The following is a 21,653-nucleotide window of genomic DNA, read 5'->3' on the forward strand; positions in this document are numbered from 1 at the left end:
TTAATTCCTTTTTATAAAACAATCTTTATATATAGATAGTCGTAAATTTACCAAAAAAAGTATTATAATTATTTTAAATTTCTAAAACTAAGTGGTAATTCAAGATTTAAAGCTTTAACGATCCTTATGCACTCTTGCAGATCATCGATCGATTTGCCTGCGACCCTCACCTCTTCGCCTCTAATTGTTGCATTTACTTTTAGTTTTGCGTCTTTTATAGCTTTTGTGATCTTTTTTGAATTTTCGCTATCAAGCGTATCGTTTAGCTTAAGAGTGGCTTTTATATTGCTTCCGCTTGCGCTTTCTCGCTTGCTTTCACTAACCGCTACAGGCGGGATATTTCGCTTGATAAGCTTTGAGATAACGATATCTTTTAAAGCGTCGATTTTATTATCGCTTGTGCTAAGAAGAGTGATGAATTTATCCTTTTCGTTTAGCTCGATCTCAGCAGCGATACCCTTAAAATCATATCTTGCGGCAACCTCTTTTTTCGCTGTTTCAAGAGCGTTTTTAACCTCCATCAGATCAACTTGCGCACTTATATCAAAGCTATGTTCGGTAGCCATTTAACTCTCCTTTATAAAATTTTCTATATTTTTTACTATCAAATTTATGAGCTTTTCACGCGCCTCTTTGCTCGCCCAGGCGACATGTGGCGTGATTATCAAATTTTCTTTGTTTTTGATATTTAAAAGCGGGTGATTTTGCCTCATCGGCTCGCTTTCAAGCACATCTACGCAAGCCATCAAATTTCGCTCATCGATCGCCTTAGCAAGTGCGCTTTCATCAACTATCCCGCCGCGTCCAAAGTTCATAAGCACTGCGCCCTCTTTCATCAAATTTAGCTCTTTAGAAGAGATTAAATTTCGTGTTTTTTCATTAAGAGGAGCGTGTATGCTTACGATATCGCAGCTCTTTAAAAGCTCATCTAAATTTTGCCTTTTAAACTCGGCGTTATCGTTTACTCCGCTTGTTGAGTAATAGCTAACGTTTGCGCCAAAGGCCGCAGCTATCCTAGCTACGCTTCTTCCTATCTCGCCAAGTCCGATGATGCCGAAATTCTTACCGCTTATCTCGCCAATAGATCTATCTAAATTCGTAAAAATTTCGCTCTTTACCCACTCGCCGCTTTGCACATAATCATCATAAAATTTAATGCGATTTACTAACGCTAACAAACAAGCAAAAGTATGCTGCGCAACACTGTTAGTCGAGTAGCCTGCGACGTTTTTAACGGCTATATTTTTAGCTTTTGCATAGTCTAGATCAACGTTATTCATGCCGGTTGCACTTATGCAAATAAGCTTTAAATTAGTTGCATCCATAACATCGCGGTCGATTATAACCTTGTTAGTTATCACGACATCAGCACCCTTTAAACGCTCTATGGTTTGACTCTTACTCGTCTTATCATAGCTTACAAACTCGCCAAATTTAGCAAAAACATCAAGGCTAACGTCACTTCCTAAAGTTGAAGCGTCAAGGCAGACTATTTTCATGTTTAACCCTTTATGTAATGTCCTACGAATTTAGAAGCGTTGTTTAAAATTTCTCCGCCTTTTCTATATCCAAGCGCGCAAGCCTCATAAGCAAAAAAGACTCCCGCCTGATAACTATCACCTCTTTCGTCTTTGTTAAATTCGTAAAATTCTTGATACACGGCTCTGTTTTTCTCGTATTCGCCATCACTGCTAACACTAACGCTTCCGTCAGCTTCTATAATGCTAACGTTTGCTCCTTCACGCCCAAATATAGGCTTTTTAACACATTTTTTACCTACTAACGGTTTGTCTGAAGCCTCAAGTAAAAGTGGATGATTTGGGTAAAGCTCCCAAAGAATTTTTAAAATTCCCTTGCTCTGAAACATCAGCGTATAAGCAGGATTTAAGATAATGGCTCTTTGATTTGCCATTATATTTTTAAGAATTAATGCAAGTTCGCCCTCCTGCACGGCAATATCTTCCCAAGGAACAAGCTTAAACCAGTATTCATAATTTTCACCGCCTTTGAAGATGCCCTCTTCGTCGTTAAATTCAACCTCATCAACATAGGCAAAATTCGTATGAAACCCAGCCTCTTTAGCGATATACTCAAGCAGTTTTACGCTCTGTTCATCCTCAACACTGCCGGCAATAGAGCTAAACAAAATTTTCCAGCCTTCATAAAGCTTGTTAAACTCGCTTGTATCCTCACTAAGAGTTACGAGACGCTTGAAATTTTCCTTTAAGGCTTCGTAAAGATCGTTAAACTGCGAGCTCTCGTCCATGCCGTTAAATTTCAAAATCGCCCATTGGATAATCGCCGTTTCAAATATCGCAGTCGGCGTATCGGCGTTAAATTCAATGAGCTTTATAGGCTTTCCGTTAAGTCCGCCAGCTAAATCAAAACGCCCGTAAAGATGCCAGTGAACTTCGTTTTCCCAGCTTTCTTTTACCATATCAACAAGATTAAAAGGTATGCCAACCTCGTGATAGAGGTTATTATCTATTATGTGCTGTCCGGCGGTTACAAACATATCATATAGCTCATTTGCCGCGTCGTAGTAGGCTTCCGCCTCTTGCTCACTAACTTCTACAAGCTCATCTGCGATATATGAGCTATCGTCGCTATCGGTATGCCAAGCAAAGCCGATATTTTCCAAAAACGCCTTATCTAAAGGCTTGACTTTTTTTAAATTTAACATCATCCACCTACCGATTGATTAGTTTTGCTTCCGCTACCGAAAAATCCGCTCTTACCGCCAGCAGGCTTGCCTGCAGAGCTTGTAGCTTTAGCTTTATTAAAGCTATCAACGCTTCTTGAGTAAGTCGAAGGATTTTTATAAGCTGTTTGACGATGGCTTTGGAAACCTTGATTATTAAACAGCTTGCTACCTATCCAGCTTCCTAAAATAGCGCCCGCAGCCGAAGCTAGCAATGTCTCGCCAAGACTAAGCCCGCCGCTACTAAGCTGTGCATCAGGTTTTGTCAAATTTGAAGTGCCGTTATCTATCTTAGCGTTTTCTTCGGCGATTAGCTTATCCATCTCCTCTTTTGTTAGCACGCGCTCCTTGCCGTCAAGCTGCTTTAGCACGACTCTGGTTTCGCTGCTTGGATACTCTTCAAGCACTTTGTAAGAGCCAGGCGCAGTCTCTTCTATGATGACGAAAGCTCCTTGAGCTTGCGCTGCTTCTTGCACTACGCTTTGATCCTCTCCGCCTCCGCTACATCCCGCAAGACCTGCCATAACTACCGCGCCAAATCCGCCTACAGCGGCATAAGTTGCAATTTTTTTGATTCTTTTCATACTTCACCTACTATCTGTTTTATTGATTTTTCATTTCTTACCCATATCACGCCGTCTTTAAATTTGATAAATTTTGACTTGCCGATACTTTTAATGATCAGTTTTTGTATCTTTTTTATCTTTTTGTTTTTTAAATTTAAACCCTTTAAAAACTCGCTTAAGCTAAGCCATTTTTTGACCTTTGGCTCATCTTTTACTTCGTTATCAAATTTAGCCTTTTCTTCATTCTGGGTTGTCTCATGACCTTCGTCAAATTCGACATCGATCGGACGGATATATTCGCCGTTTTGTCTTGCTAAAAGCGGACGCTCAAGCATCTGCAAAAAATATCTAAATTTTTCGTCACGCTCTTTGTAAATTTCAGCTATTTCATCTTTATTAGCGATTAAAATTTGCTCTTTTTGCGCGTGCAAACGCTCCTTATCGTCTTGCAAATTTCTATTTTGCTCTTTTAGCTCTTCAAGCTGTGTTAGTAAAAATTTGATAAATTCACTTCGCTCTTCGCTGGTTTCGCTTGAATTTTCACTAACAATTTTTTTAGCGTTTGTTTTGGTTGTTTTAGCTTTTGTTTGTGGCTCGTTAGTCGCTGCATCGTCTTCTATTAAGACGTATTTAACGCCTTTTTCATCGATTGATTTTAAGCTTTTTCGTCTTATCCTGTTATAGATCGCCTCTTTTGTTATGCCTAGAACTTCGGAGGCTTGGCTAACGGATAACTTACGCATAAATTTCCTTTTCTTAAAAAATGCAGATATTATGGCAAATTTAGGCTAATAAAGAAGTTAAACTAACTAACACGAAGTTAGTTAGTTTAATTTGGTTAGAGTTTTGACTCGTAGCGTCTAAGCATATAAAGACGTTTAAGCATTTTTTTACGAGCTGAAATTTTTTGCTTTTTGCGAATTTCAGTCATAGGCTCGAAAAATCTTCTTGCTCTAACTTCAGTTACAACAAGGTTTCTATCGACTTGCTTTTTAAATTTCCTATACGCTTCGTCAAAAGACTCATTAGGATGCACCTTGATTCCTGGCACGACCCTCACCACCTTTCGATTAAAATAGAGTGCGATTATACTTAAATTTTCTTAAATTTCAAAATTTATTTAGTTTTCTGCTTATTATAAGATTGCTTTAACTACAAAAGTTCTATAATTTAAATTTAAAATATTACATTTTTAAAACAGGAATTTTGATGTCAAATTTAATAGATAATCCACAGTCTAACTACGCCAAAAAGCGCTATATTTTTTATTCGATTTTGACCTGTATCGCGCTGATACTGCCGTTTATCCGAATCGGTGGTAACTACTTTTTCCTGCTTAGTTTTGACAAAAAGCAGCTTCACCTGCTCTTTAACAGCTTTGATACGCAAGAACTTTATCTGATGCCGTTTGTGCTTATCATATTTTTTCTTACTATATTTTTTCTTACGACGCTTGGAGGAAGGGTTTGGTGCGGTTGGAGCTGTCCGCAGACGATATTTCGCGTGATTTATCGCGATCTTATCCAGACTAAAATTTTAAAGCTTCACAAAAACATAAGCAACAAACAAAAGCCTATAGATGGGCAAAATTTCAAAAAATTCTTAGGCGTAGCGATCTGGTCGGTCTTAGCCTGTTTGGCTGCGGCAAATTTCTTGTGGTTTTTTGTGCCGCCTGAGGATTTTATAAGCTACGTTAAAAACGGCGGCGAGCATAAATTTTTAATGGGAATTTGGTTTTTTATAACCGCTTTTATAATATTTGACGTGGTTTGGCTAGCGGAGAAATTTTGCGTATATATCTGTCCATATGCGAGAATTCAATCTGTTATGTTTGATGATGATACGATTCAAGTTATTTATGACGAGGGGCGCGGCGGTAAAATTTACGATAAAAACATCAAGCTTTGGAAAAAACCGCCGGAGCCTGAAAATGAGTGCATAGGGTGCGAAGCCTGTGTGAAAATTTGCCCTACTCACATAGACATAAGAAAAGGCATGCAGCTTGACTGTATAAACTGCCTTGAGTGCGTGGATGCGTGCAGTAAAGTAATGGGCAAGCTTGGCAAAAAGACGCTCATAGACTGGACGAGCGATAACTCGCTAAAATCAGGCAAGAAGGTTAATTATCTTAGATTTAGAACTATCGCTTATATGGTAGTTATCGGCATTACCGCGGTGATTTTAGCCTTCATGAGCACAAAGAAAGAGTACATGCTGCTAAACATAAATCGCACTAGCGAGCTATATAAAATTACAAAAAGCAACAGAGTCGAAAACGCATATACATTTTTATTTCAAAATACAGATAATAAAGAACATGCTTATTATTTTGATGTAAATGATACAAATATTAAAATTGACCGTCCAAAAGATGAAATAGTATTAAAAGCCGGAGCCAAAAAGAAGGTCGTGGTAGTGCTATCATCAAATATTATAAATTTCGACAAGAGTGGAAATAAACCTATATCTATAAATATAAATGCTTATGCAAAAGATGATAAAGAGAGAGTAAATATCAACAGAGAAACTATATTCGTGTATCCTGACAAATAAAATATAAAAATTTAAAATTACATTTTATATTTTATATATTCATAAAGAAAAATTTAATGTTATTAGAGCTACAATAACATTCAATTCACTTTTTTGAATAAATTTAACCAAGGATTTAGTATGTCAGTCAAAATGTCTAAACGCGGTCAGGAGCGGTATGAGAAGATTATAGAGGTGGCTCTAGAGTCTTTTTTAAACAAAGGATATGAGAATACCAGCTTAAGTGATATTATAGACAAGAGCGGTGGATCTTTAGCAAGCGTATATAAATTTTTTAATAACAAAGAGGGTCTATTTACTGCTATTGTTGAGCGTAGCTTAGATAACTTCTGCGCCGAGATAGATGAAAAGATAAATTTAAAAATTTCTCACAAGATAGACGACTTCCTAACTAAATTTGCAACTATATTTTTTGATATTGTATGTGATAGAAAAACTACCTTAATAACAAGAATTATGCTTATTGAAGGTTACAAAAATAACGCCTCCTTAGGAAATATGTTCTTAGAGCAAGTTATAAATAGAGTAAATCAAATTTTAGTAAATTTTATGGAGAGAGAAGAGATAAAATCTCAGCTTGATGAGTCTATAGACCCTAAAACAGCAGCATCTTTATTTTGCGGACTAGTAAGGAACCCTTATCATTATCATGCTATCTTATTGAATAGTGATATAGTATTAAGTGCAAAAGAGCGCGAAAATCATGTTAAAACATGCATTAAAATTTTTCTAAAAGGTATTACAAAATAGTTTTTGTCTTAAAGATTGACAAAAAAATCAAATAAGAGTAAAATAGCAATTTTATTGTAACATAAGTTACAATATTAAAAACTACATCAACAAGGTTATTTTATGAATATTTTTAAAAATATTTCTACTCTAGTTATAGTTTCGCTTCTATTTACCGGATGTTTTAAAGAAGATAGTTTAAAGTCAGGATCAGCTCAAGATCCAAAGCAAATTCCGCCTGCAAAAGTTGATATCATAAAAGCCAAAAAAGAAGACATCCCGATCACCTTTGAATACCCGGGCAAAATCGCAAGCAACCAAGATGTAACGCTTAGACCGAAGGTTTCAGGCACTCTGATAAAGCAGTATTTTAAGGCCGGAGATAAGGTAAAGGCGGGAGACAAGCTGTTTTTAATCGATCCTGAAAAATATCAAGCAAGCTATGACGCTCTTGAAGCAAGCGTTGGAGTCGCAAGCGCAACACTTAAAAACGCTCAAACCGAATTTAACAGAGTAAAAAAACTATACGAGAAAAAAGCCGTAAGCCAAAAGGAATTTGACTCGGCAAAAAGCGCTCTTGACATAGCAAACGCAACCTTGCTAAGCGTAAAAGCAAATTCCAAAAACGCAAAGATAGATCTTGGCTACACGACTGTAGTTGCGCCATTCGACGGAATCTTAGGCGAAAATTTGGTTGATGTGGGCTCATTCGTATCAGCTAGCGCAACCGAGCTTGTAAGGCTTACTCAGATAGACCCGATAAGCGTTAAATTTTATATCGCAGACGTTGATAATCTAAATAGAGTTAAAAATGTAGAGGCAGGCTCTTGGGCGCAAAACGGCGCGCAGGCAACTCTAAAAGTGGGGAATCAAATTTTTAAAGGCAAAGTAACTTTTATAGATAGCGTTGTGGATGTAAATGTAGGCAGCGTTTTAGCTAAGGCTGAATTTGCAAATAGCGAGCTAAAGCTGCTTCCAGGAGCATTTGCAAGTGTGGTTATGGACGGATTTTATCAAAAAGACGGCTTTAAAATTCCTCAAGTTGCCATCCAGCAAGACGCTATGAATACCTTTGTGCTTGTGCTAAAAGATCAAAAAGTCACGCAAAAAAATGTAGAAATTTCATATCAGAAAGAGGACTACGCCGTAGTTAGCAGCGGACTTGAAGAAGGCGATCTCATCATCATAAATAACTTTAAAAAGATTAGAGTCGGAGCCGGCGCGCAAGCTGATAAGGAGATAAACTAGATGTTTTCTAAATTTTTTATAGATAGACCTATCTTTGCAACGGTAATATCTATAATCATCGTAATAGCAGGCTCAATGGCGATTAAAGGACTTCCTGTCGAAGAGTATCCGCAGCTTACTCCGCCTCAAATTTCAGTAAGTGCGTCATATACGGGAGCCGATGCGCAGACTATCGCCGACTCGGTTGCGACGGTGATTGAAGATCAGATAAACGGTGTTGAAAATATGCTTTATATGCAAAGCACCTCAAGCTCAAGCGGTACTATGGGTATAAATGTATATTTTAAGATAGGTGCAGACTCAAAGCAAGCGGCTATCGATGTAAACAACCGCGTTCAAGCGGCTCTTGCAAAACTTCCTAGCGAGGTTCAGCAAAGAGGCGTAACGGTAAGAGAAAGAAGCTCAAGCATACTTGAGGTTATCTCATTTACATCTGAAGATATGGATATCATCAAGATGCACAACTACGTGCTGGCAAACATCGAAGATGAGATAAAAAGAGTCGATGGAGTCGGAGATACCGCGGTTATCGGCAACAAAGACTACGCTATGAGAATTTGGCTTAAGCCCGATATGCTTGCTAAATTTAACATCTCAACAAGCGAAGTCATAGCTCAAATCAATCAGCAAAACAAACAATACGCCACAGGTAAGATAGGAGAGCAGCCAAACACTACGGACAATCCTTACGTCTTTTCTATTAGACCCGAAGGGCGTCTAAAAAGCGTGCAAGAATTTGAAAATATCGTCTTAAGAACTTCAAAAGAAGGCACTATGCTAAAGCTAAAAGACGTAGCAAACGTCGAGCTTGGAGCAAGAAGTTATGTGTTTGAAGGTATGCTAAACGGACAAAAGATGGTGCCTATGCTCATTTTCTTGCAAAACGGCGCAAACGCTCTTGCAACCGTAAATGCCGTAAATAAAAAGCTTGACGAGCTATCAAGAAATTTCCCGACCGGATTTAAGCACACGGTCGCTTATAACCCGACCGAATTTATACAAGTATCTATAAATGAGGTTATGAAGACCTTTTTAGAGGCGATGGTGCTTGTAATGGTCGTTATGTATATGTTTTTAAAGAGTTTTCGCGCGACCATCATACCTATGCTTGCGGTGCCTGTGTCTATCATAGGCACATTTGCAGGGCTTTATGCGATGGGCTTTACGATAAATTTGATAACGCTGTTTGCTCTCGTGCTTGCTATTGGCATAGTCGTTGATGATGCGATCATCGTTATAGAAAATATAGAGAGAATTTTACATGAAGAAGATATCAGCGTAAGAGACGCTGCTATAAAAGCGATGCAAGAGGTTGCCGCGCCGGTAGTTTCTATCGTGCTTGTGCTTTCTGCGGTATTTATCCCGGTTGCATTTATGGAAGGGTTTGTTGGCGTCATACAGCGTCAATTTGCGCTTACTTTAGTTGTTTCGGTTTGTATCTCGGGATTTGTCGCACTTACCTTGACGCCCGCACTTTGCGTGGTTATGCTTAAAAAGCAAGAATCACAACCATTTTGGTTCGTGCGTAAATTTAACGAATTTTTTGACTGGAGCACGAGCATATTTACAGCAGGTGTCGCAAAAGTACTAAGACATATCATTCCAAGCTTCATCGCCATAGGCATTATGGGCTATGCTATATTTGTGCTGTTTAATTCAATCCCTGGCAGCTTGGTGCCGCCTGAAGATAAAGGCTCGATAATAGCCATTACCTCGCTTCCACCCGCTTCTGTCATGGATAGAACCAAAAAAGAGATGAAGGATATAAGCGACGCATTTACTAAAAATCCAAACGTAGAATTTGCAACAGGCCTTGTTGGATATGATATGTTTGCGGGCGCACTTAAGGAAAACTCGGCAGTTGCTTTCATAAGACTTAAAGACTGGAGCGAAAGAAAGAGCGCAGATAGTTCGGCTAGCGCTTTAGTAGGTCATTTTAATAAGATATTTTGGGGCTCAAAAGAATCAATGACTTTCGTCGTAAACGTCCCGCCGATAACAGGGCTTAGCATAACCGGTGGCTTTGATATGTACCTGCTTAACAAAACCGGCAAAACATATAACGAGATCGAAAAAGACGCTTTAAAAGTAGTCGCCGCAGCAAATGCTCGCCCGGAGCTTACAAGCGTAAGAACCACGCTTGAGACAACCTATCCGCAGTATAATCTAACCGTAGATAAGCAAAAGGCAAAGCTCTTAGGAGTAAGCGAGCCTGATATCTTTAGCACCATAGCGGCAACCATCGGCTCATACTACGTAAATGACTTTAATATGCTTGGAAAGTCCTATAACGTCTATGTAAGAGCTGTTGATACATATAGAAATTCGCCGGAGGACTTTAGAAATATCTTTGTTAAGTCAAACAGCGGCGAGATGATACCGCTAAATTCGCTTGTTACGTTAAAGCGAGGAGTTGGGCCTGATATCGTGGATAGATTTAACCTCTTTCCGGCTGCTAAAATCATGGGCGATCCAAAGCCTGGCTACACTTCAGGAGACGCGATTAAAGCAATAAGCGAAGTGGTCGCAGAGCAGCTATCAAACGACGAATACGCCATAAGCTGGTCAGGAAGCGCCTATCAAGAAGTTAGCTCACAAGGAACGGGCGCTACGGCGTTTATATTTGGTATGGTGTTTGTGTTTTTGATCCTTGCCGCGCAATACGAAAGATGGCTCATCCCGCTTGCCGTTATCACAGCCGTGCCGTTTGCGGTGTTTGGCTCGCTTGTGGCGGTTTGGGCTAGAGGGCTAACTAACGATATATATTTTCAGATAGGGCTTTTGCTTCTTATCGGACTATCAGCTAAAAATGCGATTTTGATCGTGGAATTTGCGATGCAAGAGCGCGAAAGCGGAAAGAGCGCCTTTGAAGCGGCTGTTAATGCGGCTAAACTAAGGTTTCGCCCGATAGTAATGACCTCTATCGCATTTACGCTAGGAGTTTTCCCAATGGTTATAAGCACAGGCGCAGGAGCCGCGTCTCGTCATGCACTTGGCACGGGAGTGATCGGCGGCATGATAGCGGCAACCACGATAGCGATCTTTTTTGTGCCGATGTTTTACTATCTGCTTGAAAATTTAAACAACAAATTTTGGGATAAAAAGCCAAAAGTAAAGGAGAGCGCCCATGCGTAATCTACTCATAATCGCTGTTGCGATATTTTTTGCAGGCTGCTCGTTTAGACCTGAGCTGCCAAATGTCGATACAAATTTTGAGGCGACTTATCAGCTCACAACCGATATCAAAGATAGATGGTGGGAAGAATTTGGCGATGAAAATTTAAATGCCATCGTTGAAGAAGCTCTTAACAACAACATCGATCTTAAGATAGCCTTTTTAAATTTGCAAAAAGCAAAAGCAAGCCTTGGCATAGCAAGTGCGGATCTGTTTCCTAGCGTAAATTTAAACGCAGGCGCTACAAGAGCCAGAACAAGCGGTGAAACCTACACAAAACAAGACAATGTAAAATACACAAACCACTCTCTAAATTTCGGGCTAAACTACGAGATAGATCTTTGGGGCAGGGTCAAAAACAGCATAGAAGCTTCCAAGTCAAGCTTAAAAGCGAGCAAATTTGACTACGACAGCGCAAGACTTACCATAGCATCAAATATTGCCAAAAGCTACTTCACTTTGGTTGCTTTAAACATGCGAGAAAAGGTGCTAAGCGATACTCTCAAAAATTATGAAGAGATAATGAATTTCAGAAAAACTCAGCTTGAGTTTGGAAGTGTCGATAACATCACCTTTTTGCAAAGCAAAGCTCAAGTAGATAGTGCCAAAGCAAGCCTTGTAGATATCAAAAACTCAATCAGCCTAGCACTAAATTCGCTTAGCATAATGAGCGGCAAAAGCAACGATGAAATTTTAAAAGGTGTCATAAAAAGCTCCAAAAAACTGCCAAAAGAACCGGAAGTAAAAGCCGGCATAAGCGCAGACATACTGCTTAGAAGAAGCGATGTTGCTAGTGCCTATGAAAATTTAAAGGCTACAAATGCGCTAATCGGCGTATCTAAGGCGGCATATTACCCATCCATATCGCTAACGGGGCTTTTAGGTTTTGTTAGTAACGATTTAGCAAGACTCTTTGACGCAAATGCAAATACTTGGAGCTTAGGTGGATCGCTAACACAAAAGATATTTGATAACGGACGCATAAAAAACAATGTAAAAATCGCCGAGACCAACGAGCAAATCGCGGCATTGGCTTATGAAAAGAGTATTAAAACCGCTTTAAGCGAGGTTAGAGACGCACTTTTAAAAAGAGAGAATGCCAAACTATCCCAAAAGAGCGTAAAGGCTCTGTTAAACTCGCAAGAAAAGATTTATAAGATAGCAAAGAGCAAATTTGAAGAGGGCTACAGTAGCCATCTTGAGCTGCTTGACGCTCAAAGAAATCTGCTTGCAAACAAGCTTCAAGATGTAAATGCAAATTTAAATTTGATCAATTCAATTGTAGAAATTTATAAGGCTTTTGGTGGCGGATTTAAGGCGGAAAATTTAAAATAAATCCAAATTTAGCCCTTTTAAAATGGGCTAAATTTATGCCTTGCAAAGAATTTTTACGATACTTTCAGGCAAAATTTCATGCTCTATAGAGTGAATTTTGTCCTCAAACTCCTCTAAACTCATGCCGTCATGCTTTTCAAAAGCCCTTTGCATGATAAGCTTTCCTCCGTCAAGCTCCTCGCTAACATAGTGCACACTAACGCCTCCAACTAACATATCGCTTTCAAAACTCTCCTTTATTGCGTAAGCGCCTTTAAAGAGTGGCAGTAAAGATGGATGAAGATTGATGGCCTTAATTTGAGTAGTAAAAACAGGAGTTAGTATTCTCATAAAACCGGCTAAAACTACAAGATCTACGTTATATTTTTTAATCTCGCTAACTAACGCAGCGTCAAATTCTTCGCGTGAGTTAAATTTAGTATGCTCTATAACTACGCTTTCAAGCCCGTATTTTCTAGCTCTTTCTATACCGTAAGCGTTATCTTTATTTGTTAGCGTTAGGACGACTTCAATTTTGACGTTATTAAAAATTTTATTATGGATTTTTGACAAAATCGACTCTAAATTTGACCCTCTTCCGCTAAATAAAATCGCTATTTTTTTCGTAACCATTTAAGCCCTTTTATAATATCTTTTGCAGTTATTGAGTAGTTATTCTGTTTTAAATTTTTCACACTTAAAGCGTGAGCCAAAATACCGGTAATCGCCGCGTCTAGTGTGCAGTATCCTTGAGCTAACAAAGAGATAATAATACCACTTAGAGCATCTCCGCTTCCGCCTTTTGACAAGGAAGCATCTCCGTAAGGCATAATATAAATTTTACAGTTTTGAGCGATAATAGTATTAGCCCCTTTTAGCACCAAAACGTTAGGAAATTTCTCACTCCACATTTGAGCTAATTTAAAGCGGTTTTGTTGAATTTCACTAACACTAAATTTCCCAAATCCCCCAAGCTCTAAAAGAGAGCAAAACTCCTTTGGATGAGGGGTTATAACGATATCTTTTTTTGTCTTTAAAAGCTCTATTATTCGCTTTTCATAACAAAGATCGGCATCTATAACAAGAGCTTTTTTACTCTTTAGCTCTTTAAAAAGCTCATCTTTTTTAGCCTCACTAAGCTTGCCAAGTCCCATACCAAGAGCTCCGTAAGCCATCTTTTCGCTTATCTTTTTTGACTGCATAAAAAGCATGCCAGCTTTTATATTGGCCTTCTCGCTAACTATACTAACAAGTCCCGCTCCCATAGTTAAAGCAGCCTTTGCAGCGATTTTAGCAGCTCCGCTAAACTCACCACTAACAACAAAAACATGTCCGAAATCACCCTTGTTAGTGTTAGCCTTCACTCTAAGAGGAAGCCTCATATCTGCCTTGCTAAGCTTAAAAATATTAGTTTCACCCTCAAATTTCCTAGCTCCCATACCCAAATTTGCAACCCTTATCCTGCCAGTAAAATCCTTTGCAAAATCAGAATAAAGAGCTGCCTTTCTAGCCCCCATAGTTATAGTCGTATCTGCTTTAAAAACGGCTCCAAGGCTATTTCCAAATTTATCAAGTCCGCTAGGTATATCGCAAGCTATCCTGTAAGCCTTTTTTGAATTTAAAAGATTTATCAGATTTATGGCTTGCTTATCCAGCTCTCTATTTAATCCTGAGCCAAAAATTCCATCTATTATGCATTTATACTTACCGATATCTTTGACAAATTTAACTCCGAGCTTACGCGCTCTATCAATTTGAGTTTTAAGCATCTCATTTTGTCTATCAAATACTAAAAAGAGCTCGCACTCATACTCACTGCTTAGCATTCTAAGTGTGGCAACGACATCTGCAGCGTTATTTCCACTTCCGCAAACGCCTAAAATTTTAAAACCCTTTTTGACATTTTTTCGCACCTCTTTAGCAAGGGCGCAAGCTGCATTTTCCATCAAAATTTCATCATTTAACCCAAACTCAACGCAAGCTCTTAGATCAAGCTCGGCTGTGGTCATAAAAAGCTTCTTCAAACTTCGCTCCTTACTCTATAGCTAAGCGCTTCTAGGATATGAGGTTTCTTTATGATTTGCGAGCCCTCAAGATCGGCGATAGTTCTAGCTACTTTTAAAATCTTATTTATGCCTCTTTGAGTTAGCGCAAATCTTGCGATAGACATATCAAGAACACCCTTTGCTTCGCTATCGCAAATACAAAATTTGGCTATCTCTTTATCGCTTAATTTACCGTTTAGCTCGCTTTGTCCTCGCCTCATCTGCACTTCAAAAACACGCAAAACTTCACGCTGCATATCGGCACTCGTTATATCGCTTTTATCGCTACTTGCAACCTCATCCATAAGCACGTGCAGGTCGATCCTATCCAAAAGAGGCTCTGAAATTTTCGCCTTGTATCGCTTGATATCGGTTTCTAAACATCTGCAATTTAGCTGCTTTGAGAGCAAATTTCCGCACGGGCAGGGATTCATCGCTCCAACAAACATAAATTTTGTCTTGTAAGTTATCTTGGAATTTACTCTTGAGATGTGGATTTGGTTATCCTCAAGCGGCTCTCGAAGGCTTTCTAAAATTTGCTTACCGAAGTGTGGAAGCTCGTCAAAAAACAGTATCCCGCCGTTTGCAAGTGCGACTTCGCCTATCCTTGCGCTTGCCGTTCCACCTCCAAAGATCGAGCTTTTTGTCGATGTATGATGCGGGCTTCTAAAAGCTCTAAGCACGCTAAATTCGTGATCTTGCAAATTTAGCGACGCGTATGCCGCGCTTAGTAAAATTTCATCTAAATTTTGAGGCGGAAGGATATATCTCAAGCGCTTTGCACTCATGCTTTTGCCACACCCTGGGCTTCCTTCAAAGATGATGTTATGCATGCCGCAAGCAGCTATGAGGCAAGCTCTTTTGGCTCTAGTCTGACCTTTGATATCCTTAAAATCAAGCTCAAATTTTGAGTTTGCGACGTAACTTTTACCACAAATTTGAGTCAAATTTGAAAATAGCGGATGAGTCTCTTTGGCTAAACACTGCTGCTTAAACTCATCATCAAGAAAAAATTTTATCGCCTCATCAAGCTTACTTACGGCATAAATTTCTAAATTCGGTATCATCGCAGCATTTTTAGCTATCTCTTTTGGCACTAAAACCTTAGCCTTTGTAACGCTTGTGCTTAAAAACAAAAGTATAGAAAACATGCTTGCCGTGCTCTTGATGCTTCCGTCAAGTCCAAGCTCGCCAAAAACGAAAAATTCACTAAGAGAGTTGCTCTTAACCTCTTTTTGTAAAGCGATCAAAAGCGCGATAGGAAGGTCAAAATGGCTGCCCGTCTTTGGCATGTCTGAAGGAGAGAGATTTATGATGATTTTTTGAGCGGGAAAGGAGAAATTTTGAGCTAAGAGAGCTGACTTTACCCTTGCTTCGCTCTCTTTGATACTTGTGCTTGCAAGCCCTACGATGCTAAGTGCTGGCAACCCTCTATTAAATGTTGCTTCTACATCAACAATCTTTAAACCATCTGTGTAAGTAGCGCATTTTAGCGATTTCATAAAGTTTTATTCTTTAACTTCCTATACTCTTTATCAAATTTTTTGCGTTTGTTGTAGCCGATTTTTTCTATAAAAAGATGTCCGTCAAGGTGATCAATCTCGTGTTGTATCGCAACGGCTAAAAGCCCGTCCGCTTCAAGCTCGCACTCTTTGCCGTGCCTATCCTGATAGTTTAAGGTTATCTTTTCGGCACGCTTAACATCCTCATAAAATCCTGGCACGCTAAGGCAGCCTTCTTGAAAAATTTGCTCGCCTTCTTTGCGAACTATTTTTGGGTTGATTATCTCGAGCAGATCGGCTCTTTCTTGGATTTCACTCTCTTCATTGACTAAATTTATAATCAATGCCCGAATCGGATTTCCAACCTGAATAGCAGCTAATCCGATGCCATTTTTTGCTATCATTGTATCATACATATTATCTAAAAAAGTATGTAAATTTTGATCAAAGGTATCTATATCTGCCGATCTTTGATACAGCCTCTTGTCAGGATATGTTAAAACTGCTAACACCATGATTAAACTACTTATCCTCTACTATCACGTATTTTGACTTATGTCGTCCGCTTTTTGCAAGCATATCCAATGTATGCGAAAGAACCTCTTCAATAGTTTTTGTGGTATTTAGATCGCAAACCGCTATCTCTATATCTATCTCTATATCGCTTTCAGCTATCAAAAATGTCGTTGTATAGAACATATCGGCAATTCTTTCGCACGCTTTTTTTGCACCTTCTATATCGGTGTGCTTCATAAGCATAGCAAAAATTCCATCGCCATAATGTGCTAAAATATCGCTTCTTCTTGATGTCCTAAGAAGAAATCTTGAGATGTTTTTAAGTATCGCCTGCCTATCTCTAACACCTAAAAGATTCATCATTTCATCTTTTGGCCTTACAAGCATAAAAGATGATTTATATCCATATTTTTTTACATATTGAAGCTCTGATTCCAAAGTTTTTAAGAAAAACTTTTTATTATAGAGATCAAATTTAGGATCGTATATGGATTGTTCCTCTACGACTTTAAAAACTCTACTGATCTCTTCATAGTTTAATTTGATAACGTCAATATGCTTATTAATTAAAGTATTAAGCTTATCCAAGTCATCATTAAATGCATTAAATACGCTTTGAACTGTAAGTAAATTCGAATTTGCTTCAAGGCTATCTGAGCGTTTTTTTATAATAGTTTTCATAATTCCAAGGTTTTTATATATAAGTGCGACCGCTTGCAACATGCTTTTTATCTGAGCAAAACTCTGCTTAATCTCTCGCTCGATGTAAATTTGCCTATAGTCTTCTATTCTACCTATCTCATCTTCAATCTCTATAATCTCGGTAATTTTTTTCTTAAAATCATCAGACTTTTTATCAAGCATCTTTTCAAAGAAAATAGAGTAATTTTTAGGAATAGATGGTATATTTTCCTCTATAAGCTCTTTTATAACATCCTCGGAAAACCCATATATATTAAACTCTGCAGGTTCCTTGTCTTTTATAGTTACGGTATTTTCAGCCTTCTTCTTATTAACTTTAATCAAATTTAACCTCGTTATTTAAAGCTTTTCTCCAAAACTTTATCGATTAGCCCATATTCTTTGGCTTCAAACGAACTCATGAAAAAGTCCCTATCGGTATCTTTTGCTATTTTGCTTAATTTTTGACCCGTGTTTTTAGCCAAGATAGAGTTTAGAATTTCTTTCATACGCAAAATTTCTTTAGCTTGAATTTCTATATCCGTAGCTTGACCTCTAGCACCGCCTAAAGGCTGGTGTATCATGATGCGAGAATTTGGAAGTGCATATCTTTTGCCGGGAGTTCCGCAACTTAACAAAAAAGCCCCCATTGATGCGGCTTGACCTATGCAGATCGTGCAAACATCGGGCTTTATATAGTTCATCGTATCATATATACTAAAGCCGCTTGTGATAACTCCGCCGGGGCTATTTATGTATAGATAGATATCCTTATCGGGATCTTCGGCCTCTAAAAACAGCATTTGAGCCACGATAGAAGATGCTATGCCGTCTTCTATCTCTCCGCTTAGCATTACGATACGATCTTTTAAGAGGCGAGAATAGATATCATAACTTCGCTCGCCCTTGCTTGTTCGCTCGATTACGTATGGGACGTAATAGCTCATTTATCCGCCTTTTTTGTTGTCTTTTTTTCAGTTTTTGGTTCGTCTTTTTCTTTAGCCGCTTTTTTAGGCTCTTTTTCAGCTTTTTCTTCTTTTTTGTCAAACATCTCGTTAAACAGCTTCTCTTCTATCATTGACATCTTTATAGCAGGCAAAACTCCTTGATTTTTGTAGTTTTCAAGGTGTTGTTTCGGATCAAGCCCTGATCTGTAAGCCTCAAAATAAACAGCTTGGATAAGCTCTTGATCGCTTACGGCTACATTTCTTCTTCTAGCAAGCTCATCTATGATAAACGTTAGTTTCACGCTCTTTTGCGCATCTTCGCGGAATGTCTCACGCTTTTTAGTTAGAGCGTCTTTATCGTCTCTGAAGCTCTTCATCTCATCTTCACTAAAACCGCTCCATGCACCGCGGAATTGCATATCTATCTCTTGCTCTACGATGTTTTTTGGTATATCGAATTTATACTTTTCTACTATGGCTTCTGCGAATTTCGGCTTAAGCTCTTCATTTACCAGCTTATACTGCTTGTCAGCTCTGATTTGATCTTTGATTCTCTCTTCAAGAAGCTCAACGCTAGCGTTTTCTTCATTTGGCATAAGTTGTTTTAAAAGCTCTTCGTCTATCTCTTTTGCTACGTTTTTGCCTTGAATTTCATGCAGTTTTACTTTAAACACAGCCGCTTTGCCTGCTAAATTTGGTGCACCGTACTCGGCAGGAAATGTTACCTCTACATCTTTTTCTTCACCGACTTTTAGACCGATCATTCCGTCTTCAAAGCCCGGTATAAACTGACCTGAACCTATCTCAAGCACATATCCTTCAGCCTTGCCGCCATCAAACGCAACGCCGTCTACGAAACCTTCAAAATCAAATTTAGCAAAGTCGCCTTTTTCTAGCTTTTTCTTATCGACTTTCTCAAGCGGAGCTACCATCTTTAAAAGCTCGTCTTTTTTCTCGTCAATCTCTTTTTTCATAACGCGAGGAGTTGAAAATTCAGGTATAAGTTCTTCGTATCCGTCCAAATTTACGACGGGTTTAAATGAAATTTCTATCTCGGTATCGATAGCGCCCTCTTCTCTTTCGAATTTTATAAACATCGGCTCGCCGATAACCTCATCTGTTTTTCTATTAAGCTCTTTTAAAGCGGCGTCTATAAGATCTTTTAAAGCGTCTTGTTCCGCATCGCTAGTTAGCTCTTTTTCGTATCTTTTTAAGACTAAATTTACAGGCACTTTACCAACTCTAAAGCCTTCCATTTTCATATTTTTAGCTGCTTTTTTAGCAAGATTTTCAAGCTTTGATTTTATCTCTTCGCTTGAGATTTTAGCCGTTACCGAAGCGTTGGCAGTGTCTATAACTTTGGTTTTGAGTTCCATTTATTTCCTTTTAAAAATAAAAATTTTCTAATGAATATATCAAATTTTTCCTTATTAGTTGTATAAATTTGAAATTTATCAATGCAAAAGGCGCTTTAATGTAAAATGTGGCTAAATTTTAAGGAAATCAAAAATGCAAGAAAATCAGCAAAAAATTAGCTTTGAAAATTCGGTTAAAAACATGCTTGAGATAATCGGCGAGGACGTAAATAGAGAAGGTCTTATCAAAACTCCCGAAAGAGTTTTTAAGGCGTTTAAATTTCTAACTCAAGGCTATGAACAAGATCCAAAAGAGGTGCTAAACGACGCGCTTTTTGAAAGTTCAAACAACGAAATGGTTTTGATGAGGGATATTGAATTTTATAGCCTTTGCGAGCATCATCTGCTTCCTATAATCGGGCGCGTTCATGTGGCGTATATACCAGACGGCAAGGTTGTGGGGCTTAGCAAACTTCCTCGCATGGTAAATATCTTTGCAAGAAGGCTTCAAATTCAAGAGCAGATGACCGAACAGATCGCAAGCGCGATTCAAGAAGTTATCAAACCAAAAGGCGTTGGCGTGGTGATAGAAGCAAGGCATATGTGCGTAGAGATGAGAGGAGTTGAAAAGATAAACTCAACCACCACGACTTCAGCGTTAAGAGGAATTTTTATCAAAAATGCAGACACCAGAAGAGAGTTTTTCGCTCTTATAAATTCGCCAAAAGAAGTGAGATTCTAGTGAGTTTACAGCGTCTAAAATCCAAGCTAAACTCAAATTTATCCCTTTCAAACGTCTTTGGAGTGATAAATAAAATTTCATCAACTACTATTGAAATTTCAGGGCTTCGTCCAAGCATTGGCGATATCGTCCAGATCGTAGCGCGCGACAAAAGCAAAAGAGGTCTTGGCATGGTTACCGAGATCAAACAAGACGGAGCTTTTATATCGCCGTTTGGATTTGTCGAGGGCTACAAGATAGGAGATCTTGTCTATCTAAGCGATCAAGGCATGAAAATCCCTGTCGGCGATGCGCTTCTTGGGCGCGTAGTGGATCCATTTATGAGCCCTAAAGACGGCAAGGGAGCTATTTATACCGATGATTTTGCTCCCATCATGAAAGCGCCTATTGATGCTATGAAAAGAGGTCTTATAGATGAGATTTTTAGCGTAGGAGTTAAGAGCATAGACGCGCTTTTAACTTGCGGCAAAGGTCAAAAGCTGGGAATTTTCGCAGGAAGTGGAGTCGGTAAAAGCACTCTAATGGGCATGATCGTAAAAAATTCCGAGGCTCCCGTTAAAGTAGTGGCGCTCATTGGCGAAAGAGGTCGTGAAGTGCCCGAATTTATCGAAAAAAACTTGCATGGAGATCTAAGCGGCACGGTGCTTGTGGTAGCTACAAGCGATGATAGCCCGCTTATGCGAAAATACGGCGCATTTTGCGCTATGAGCGTAGCAGAATACTTCAAAAACCAAGGCAAAGACGTGCTGTTTATCATGGATAGCGTGACAAGATTTGCCATGGCGCAGCGCGAGATAGGACTAGCGCTTGGCGAGCCGCCTACATCTAAGGGGTATCCACCTTCCGTGCTTACGCTACTTCCGCAACTAATGGAGCGGGCGGGAAAAGAAGAAGGCAAAGGCTCTATCACTGCGTTTTTTACGGTTTTGGTTGATGGCGATGACATGAGCGATCCGATAGCCGATCAAAGCCGCTCCATACTTGACGGACACATCGTGCTAAGTAGGGAACTAACAGACTTTGGAATTTATCCGCCGATAAATATCCTAAATTCCGCTTCGCGTGTGATGAACGATCTAATCACGCCCGAACACAAGGCAAACGTGGCTAAATTTAAGAGATTTTATTCGCTTATAAAAGAAAATGAAATTTTGCTTCGTATCGGAGCTTACCAAAAAGGCAACGACAAAGAGCTTGATGCAGCAATATCAAAGCGAGAATTCATCGATAAATTCCTTAAGCAAGACGAAGATGAAGGCTTTAGCTTTGAAAGAAGCGAGGCGATGCTAAGAGAGATAAACTAAATCTAATCTTTACAAAATTTTAGAAATAAATTTATACATTAAATAGAAATAGGCTGTTTCGCTCAACTTAATTTTTTACTCAAAATTTCAAGAGACGGTCGCTTCAAATACCTCGATTAAAAATATGTATTCTAACGCCTTTTCAAATAAAAAAAGTGGCGAGTTTTTATTTCAAACCAGCGAAGCGTGTGGCGATAGCGCAAGGTTTTATGATAGACTGTTTTACTAAAGATAGATTTTATAAAACCGGCAAATTTTAAGAATTTTGCTTTGCA

The 21,653-nt window shown here is 38.9% G+C and carries 20 protein-coding genes; 7 read left to right on the top strand and 13 right to left on the bottom strand.

Features of this window, described 5'->3' with window-relative positions:
* Positions 1–68 precede the first annotated feature (68 nt).
* The 6 genes from CDOM16189_RS08325 to rpsU form a co-directional block, all read right to left on the bottom strand.
* Positions 69–566, bottom strand: coding sequence for a YajQ family cyclic di-GMP-binding protein (locus tag CDOM16189_RS08325; protein ID WP_169976375.1), 498 nt, complete (start codon positions 564–566; stop codon positions 69–71).
* A complete protein-coding gene (locus CDOM16189_RS08330) occupies positions 567–1,499 on the bottom strand; it encodes a D-2-hydroxyacid dehydrogenase (protein ID WP_169976377.1) in 933 nt (310 codons plus the stop codon).
* 2 nt (positions 1,500–1,501) lie between these two features.
* Positions 1,502–2,683, bottom strand: coding sequence for a glutathionylspermidine synthase family protein (locus CDOM16189_RS08335; RefSeq protein ID WP_169976379.1), 1,182 nt, complete (start codon positions 2,681–2,683; stop codon positions 1,502–1,504).
* On the bottom strand, positions 2,683–3,285 hold the full coding sequence (locus CDOM16189_RS08340) for a UPF0323 family lipoprotein (RefSeq protein WP_169976381.1): 603 nt from the start codon (positions 3,283–3,285) through the stop codon (positions 2,683–2,685). Before CDOM16189_RS08340 ends, CDOM16189_RS08335 begins: the two co-directional genes overlap by 1 nt.
* Positions 3,282–4,010 carry a DNA-binding protein gene (locus CDOM16189_RS08345; RefSeq protein WP_170000969.1) on the bottom strand — a complete coding sequence of 243 codons (729 nt, stop codon included), beginning with the start codon at positions 4,008–4,010 and terminating at the stop codon, positions 3,282–3,284. Before CDOM16189_RS08345 ends, CDOM16189_RS08340 begins: the two co-directional genes overlap by 4 nt.
* 95 nt (positions 4,011–4,105) lie before the next feature.
* Positions 4,106–4,318 (bottom strand): 30S ribosomal protein S21, encoded by a 213-nt coding sequence (gene rpsU / locus CDOM16189_RS08350; protein ID WP_169976385.1) that lies wholly within the window; start codon positions 4,316–4,318, stop codon positions 4,106–4,108.
* A gap of 158 nt (positions 4,319–4,476) precedes the next feature.
* Here rpsU and ccoG point away from each other — a divergent pair, with 158 nt between their 5' ends.
* From ccoG to CDOM16189_RS08375, 5 genes are all read left to right on the top strand, one after another.
* Positions 4,477–5,820: a cytochrome c oxidase accessory protein CcoG gene (gene ccoG / locus CDOM16189_RS08355; protein ID WP_170000970.1), complete on the top strand. Its 1,344-nt coding sequence runs from the start codon at positions 4,477–4,479 to the stop codon at positions 5,818–5,820.
* A 120-nt stretch (positions 5,821–5,940) separates the two neighbouring features.
* Entirely contained in the window at positions 5,941–6,570 is a 630-nt protein-coding gene (locus tag CDOM16189_RS08360) for a TetR/AcrR family transcriptional regulator (protein ID WP_170000971.1), read from the top strand.
* A 102-nt stretch (positions 6,571–6,672) separates the two neighbouring features.
* Positions 6,673–7,797, top strand: a complete 1,125-nt coding sequence (locus CDOM16189_RS08365; RefSeq protein ID WP_170000972.1) for an efflux RND transporter periplasmic adaptor subunit — start codon at positions 6,673–6,675, stop codon at positions 7,795–7,797.
* On the top strand, positions 7,798–10,932 hold the full coding sequence (locus CDOM16189_RS08370) for an efflux RND transporter permease subunit (protein ID WP_170000973.1): 3,135 nt from the start codon (positions 7,798–7,800) through the stop codon (positions 10,930–10,932).
* A complete protein-coding gene (locus CDOM16189_RS08375) occupies positions 10,925–12,307 on the top strand; it encodes an efflux transporter outer membrane subunit (RefSeq protein ID WP_169976395.1) in 1,383 nt (460 codons plus the stop codon). Before CDOM16189_RS08370 ends, CDOM16189_RS08375 begins: the two co-directional genes overlap by 8 nt.
* 33 nt (positions 12,308–12,340) lie before the next feature.
* Here CDOM16189_RS08375 and purN read toward each other — a convergent pair whose 3' ends face one another.
* The 7 genes from purN to tig are packed head-to-tail and all read right to left on the bottom strand — an operon-like array spanning position 12,341 to position 19,353.
* Positions 12,341–12,919, bottom strand: coding sequence for a phosphoribosylglycinamide formyltransferase (purN, locus tag CDOM16189_RS08380; RefSeq protein WP_169976397.1), 579 nt, complete (start codon positions 12,917–12,919; stop codon positions 12,341–12,343).
* A complete protein-coding gene (locus CDOM16189_RS08385) occupies positions 12,901–14,310 on the bottom strand; it encodes an NAD(P)H-hydrate dehydratase (RefSeq protein ID WP_169976399.1) in 1,410 nt (469 codons plus the stop codon). The genes purN and CDOM16189_RS08385 overlap by 19 nt, the downstream gene beginning before the upstream one ends.
* A complete protein-coding gene (locus tag CDOM16189_RS08390) occupies positions 14,307–15,833 on the bottom strand; it encodes a YifB family Mg chelatase-like AAA ATPase (RefSeq protein WP_169976401.1) in 1,527 nt (508 codons plus the stop codon). The genes CDOM16189_RS08385 and CDOM16189_RS08390 overlap by 4 nt, the downstream gene beginning before the upstream one ends.
* Complete coding sequence (def, locus tag CDOM16189_RS08395) at positions 15,830–16,348, bottom strand: peptide deformylase (RefSeq protein WP_169976403.1); 519 nt, start codon at positions 16,346–16,348, stop codon at positions 15,830–15,832. Before def ends, CDOM16189_RS08390 begins: the two co-directional genes overlap by 4 nt.
* 7 nt (positions 16,349–16,355) lie before the next feature.
* Positions 16,356–17,375 (bottom strand): GGDEF domain-containing protein, encoded by a 1,020-nt coding sequence (locus CDOM16189_RS08400; protein WP_169976405.1) that lies wholly within the window; start codon positions 17,373–17,375, stop codon positions 16,356–16,358.
* Between the two features lie 11 nt (positions 17,376–17,386).
* Positions 17,387–17,977, bottom strand: a complete 591-nt coding sequence (gene clpP, locus CDOM16189_RS08405) for an ATP-dependent Clp endopeptidase proteolytic subunit ClpP (protein WP_169943013.1) — start codon at positions 17,975–17,977, stop codon at positions 17,387–17,389.
* Positions 17,974–19,353 carry a trigger factor gene (tig, locus tag CDOM16189_RS08410; protein WP_169976407.1) on the bottom strand — a complete coding sequence of 460 codons (1,380 nt, stop codon included), beginning with the start codon at positions 19,351–19,353 and terminating at the stop codon, positions 17,974–17,976. Before tig ends, clpP begins: the two co-directional genes overlap by 4 nt.
* Before the next feature lie 133 nt (positions 19,354–19,486).
* Between tig and folE the strand changes: the two genes are divergently transcribed.
* Both folE and fliI read left to right on the top strand, forming a co-directional pair.
* Positions 19,487–20,074: a GTP cyclohydrolase I FolE gene (folE, locus tag CDOM16189_RS08415; RefSeq protein ID WP_169976409.1), complete on the top strand. Its 588-nt coding sequence runs from the start codon at positions 19,487–19,489 to the stop codon at positions 20,072–20,074.
* Entirely contained in the window at positions 20,074–21,378 is a 1,305-nt protein-coding gene (gene fliI, locus CDOM16189_RS08420; RefSeq protein ID WP_169976411.1) for a flagellar protein export ATPase FliI, read from the top strand. The genes folE and fliI overlap by 1 nt, the downstream gene beginning before the upstream one ends.
* Positions 21,379–21,653 lie beyond the last annotated feature (275 nt).

The organism is Campylobacter sp. RM16189 (assembly GCF_012978815.1).
GTDB lineage: Bacteria > Campylobacterota > Campylobacteria > Campylobacterales > Campylobacteraceae > Campylobacter_A.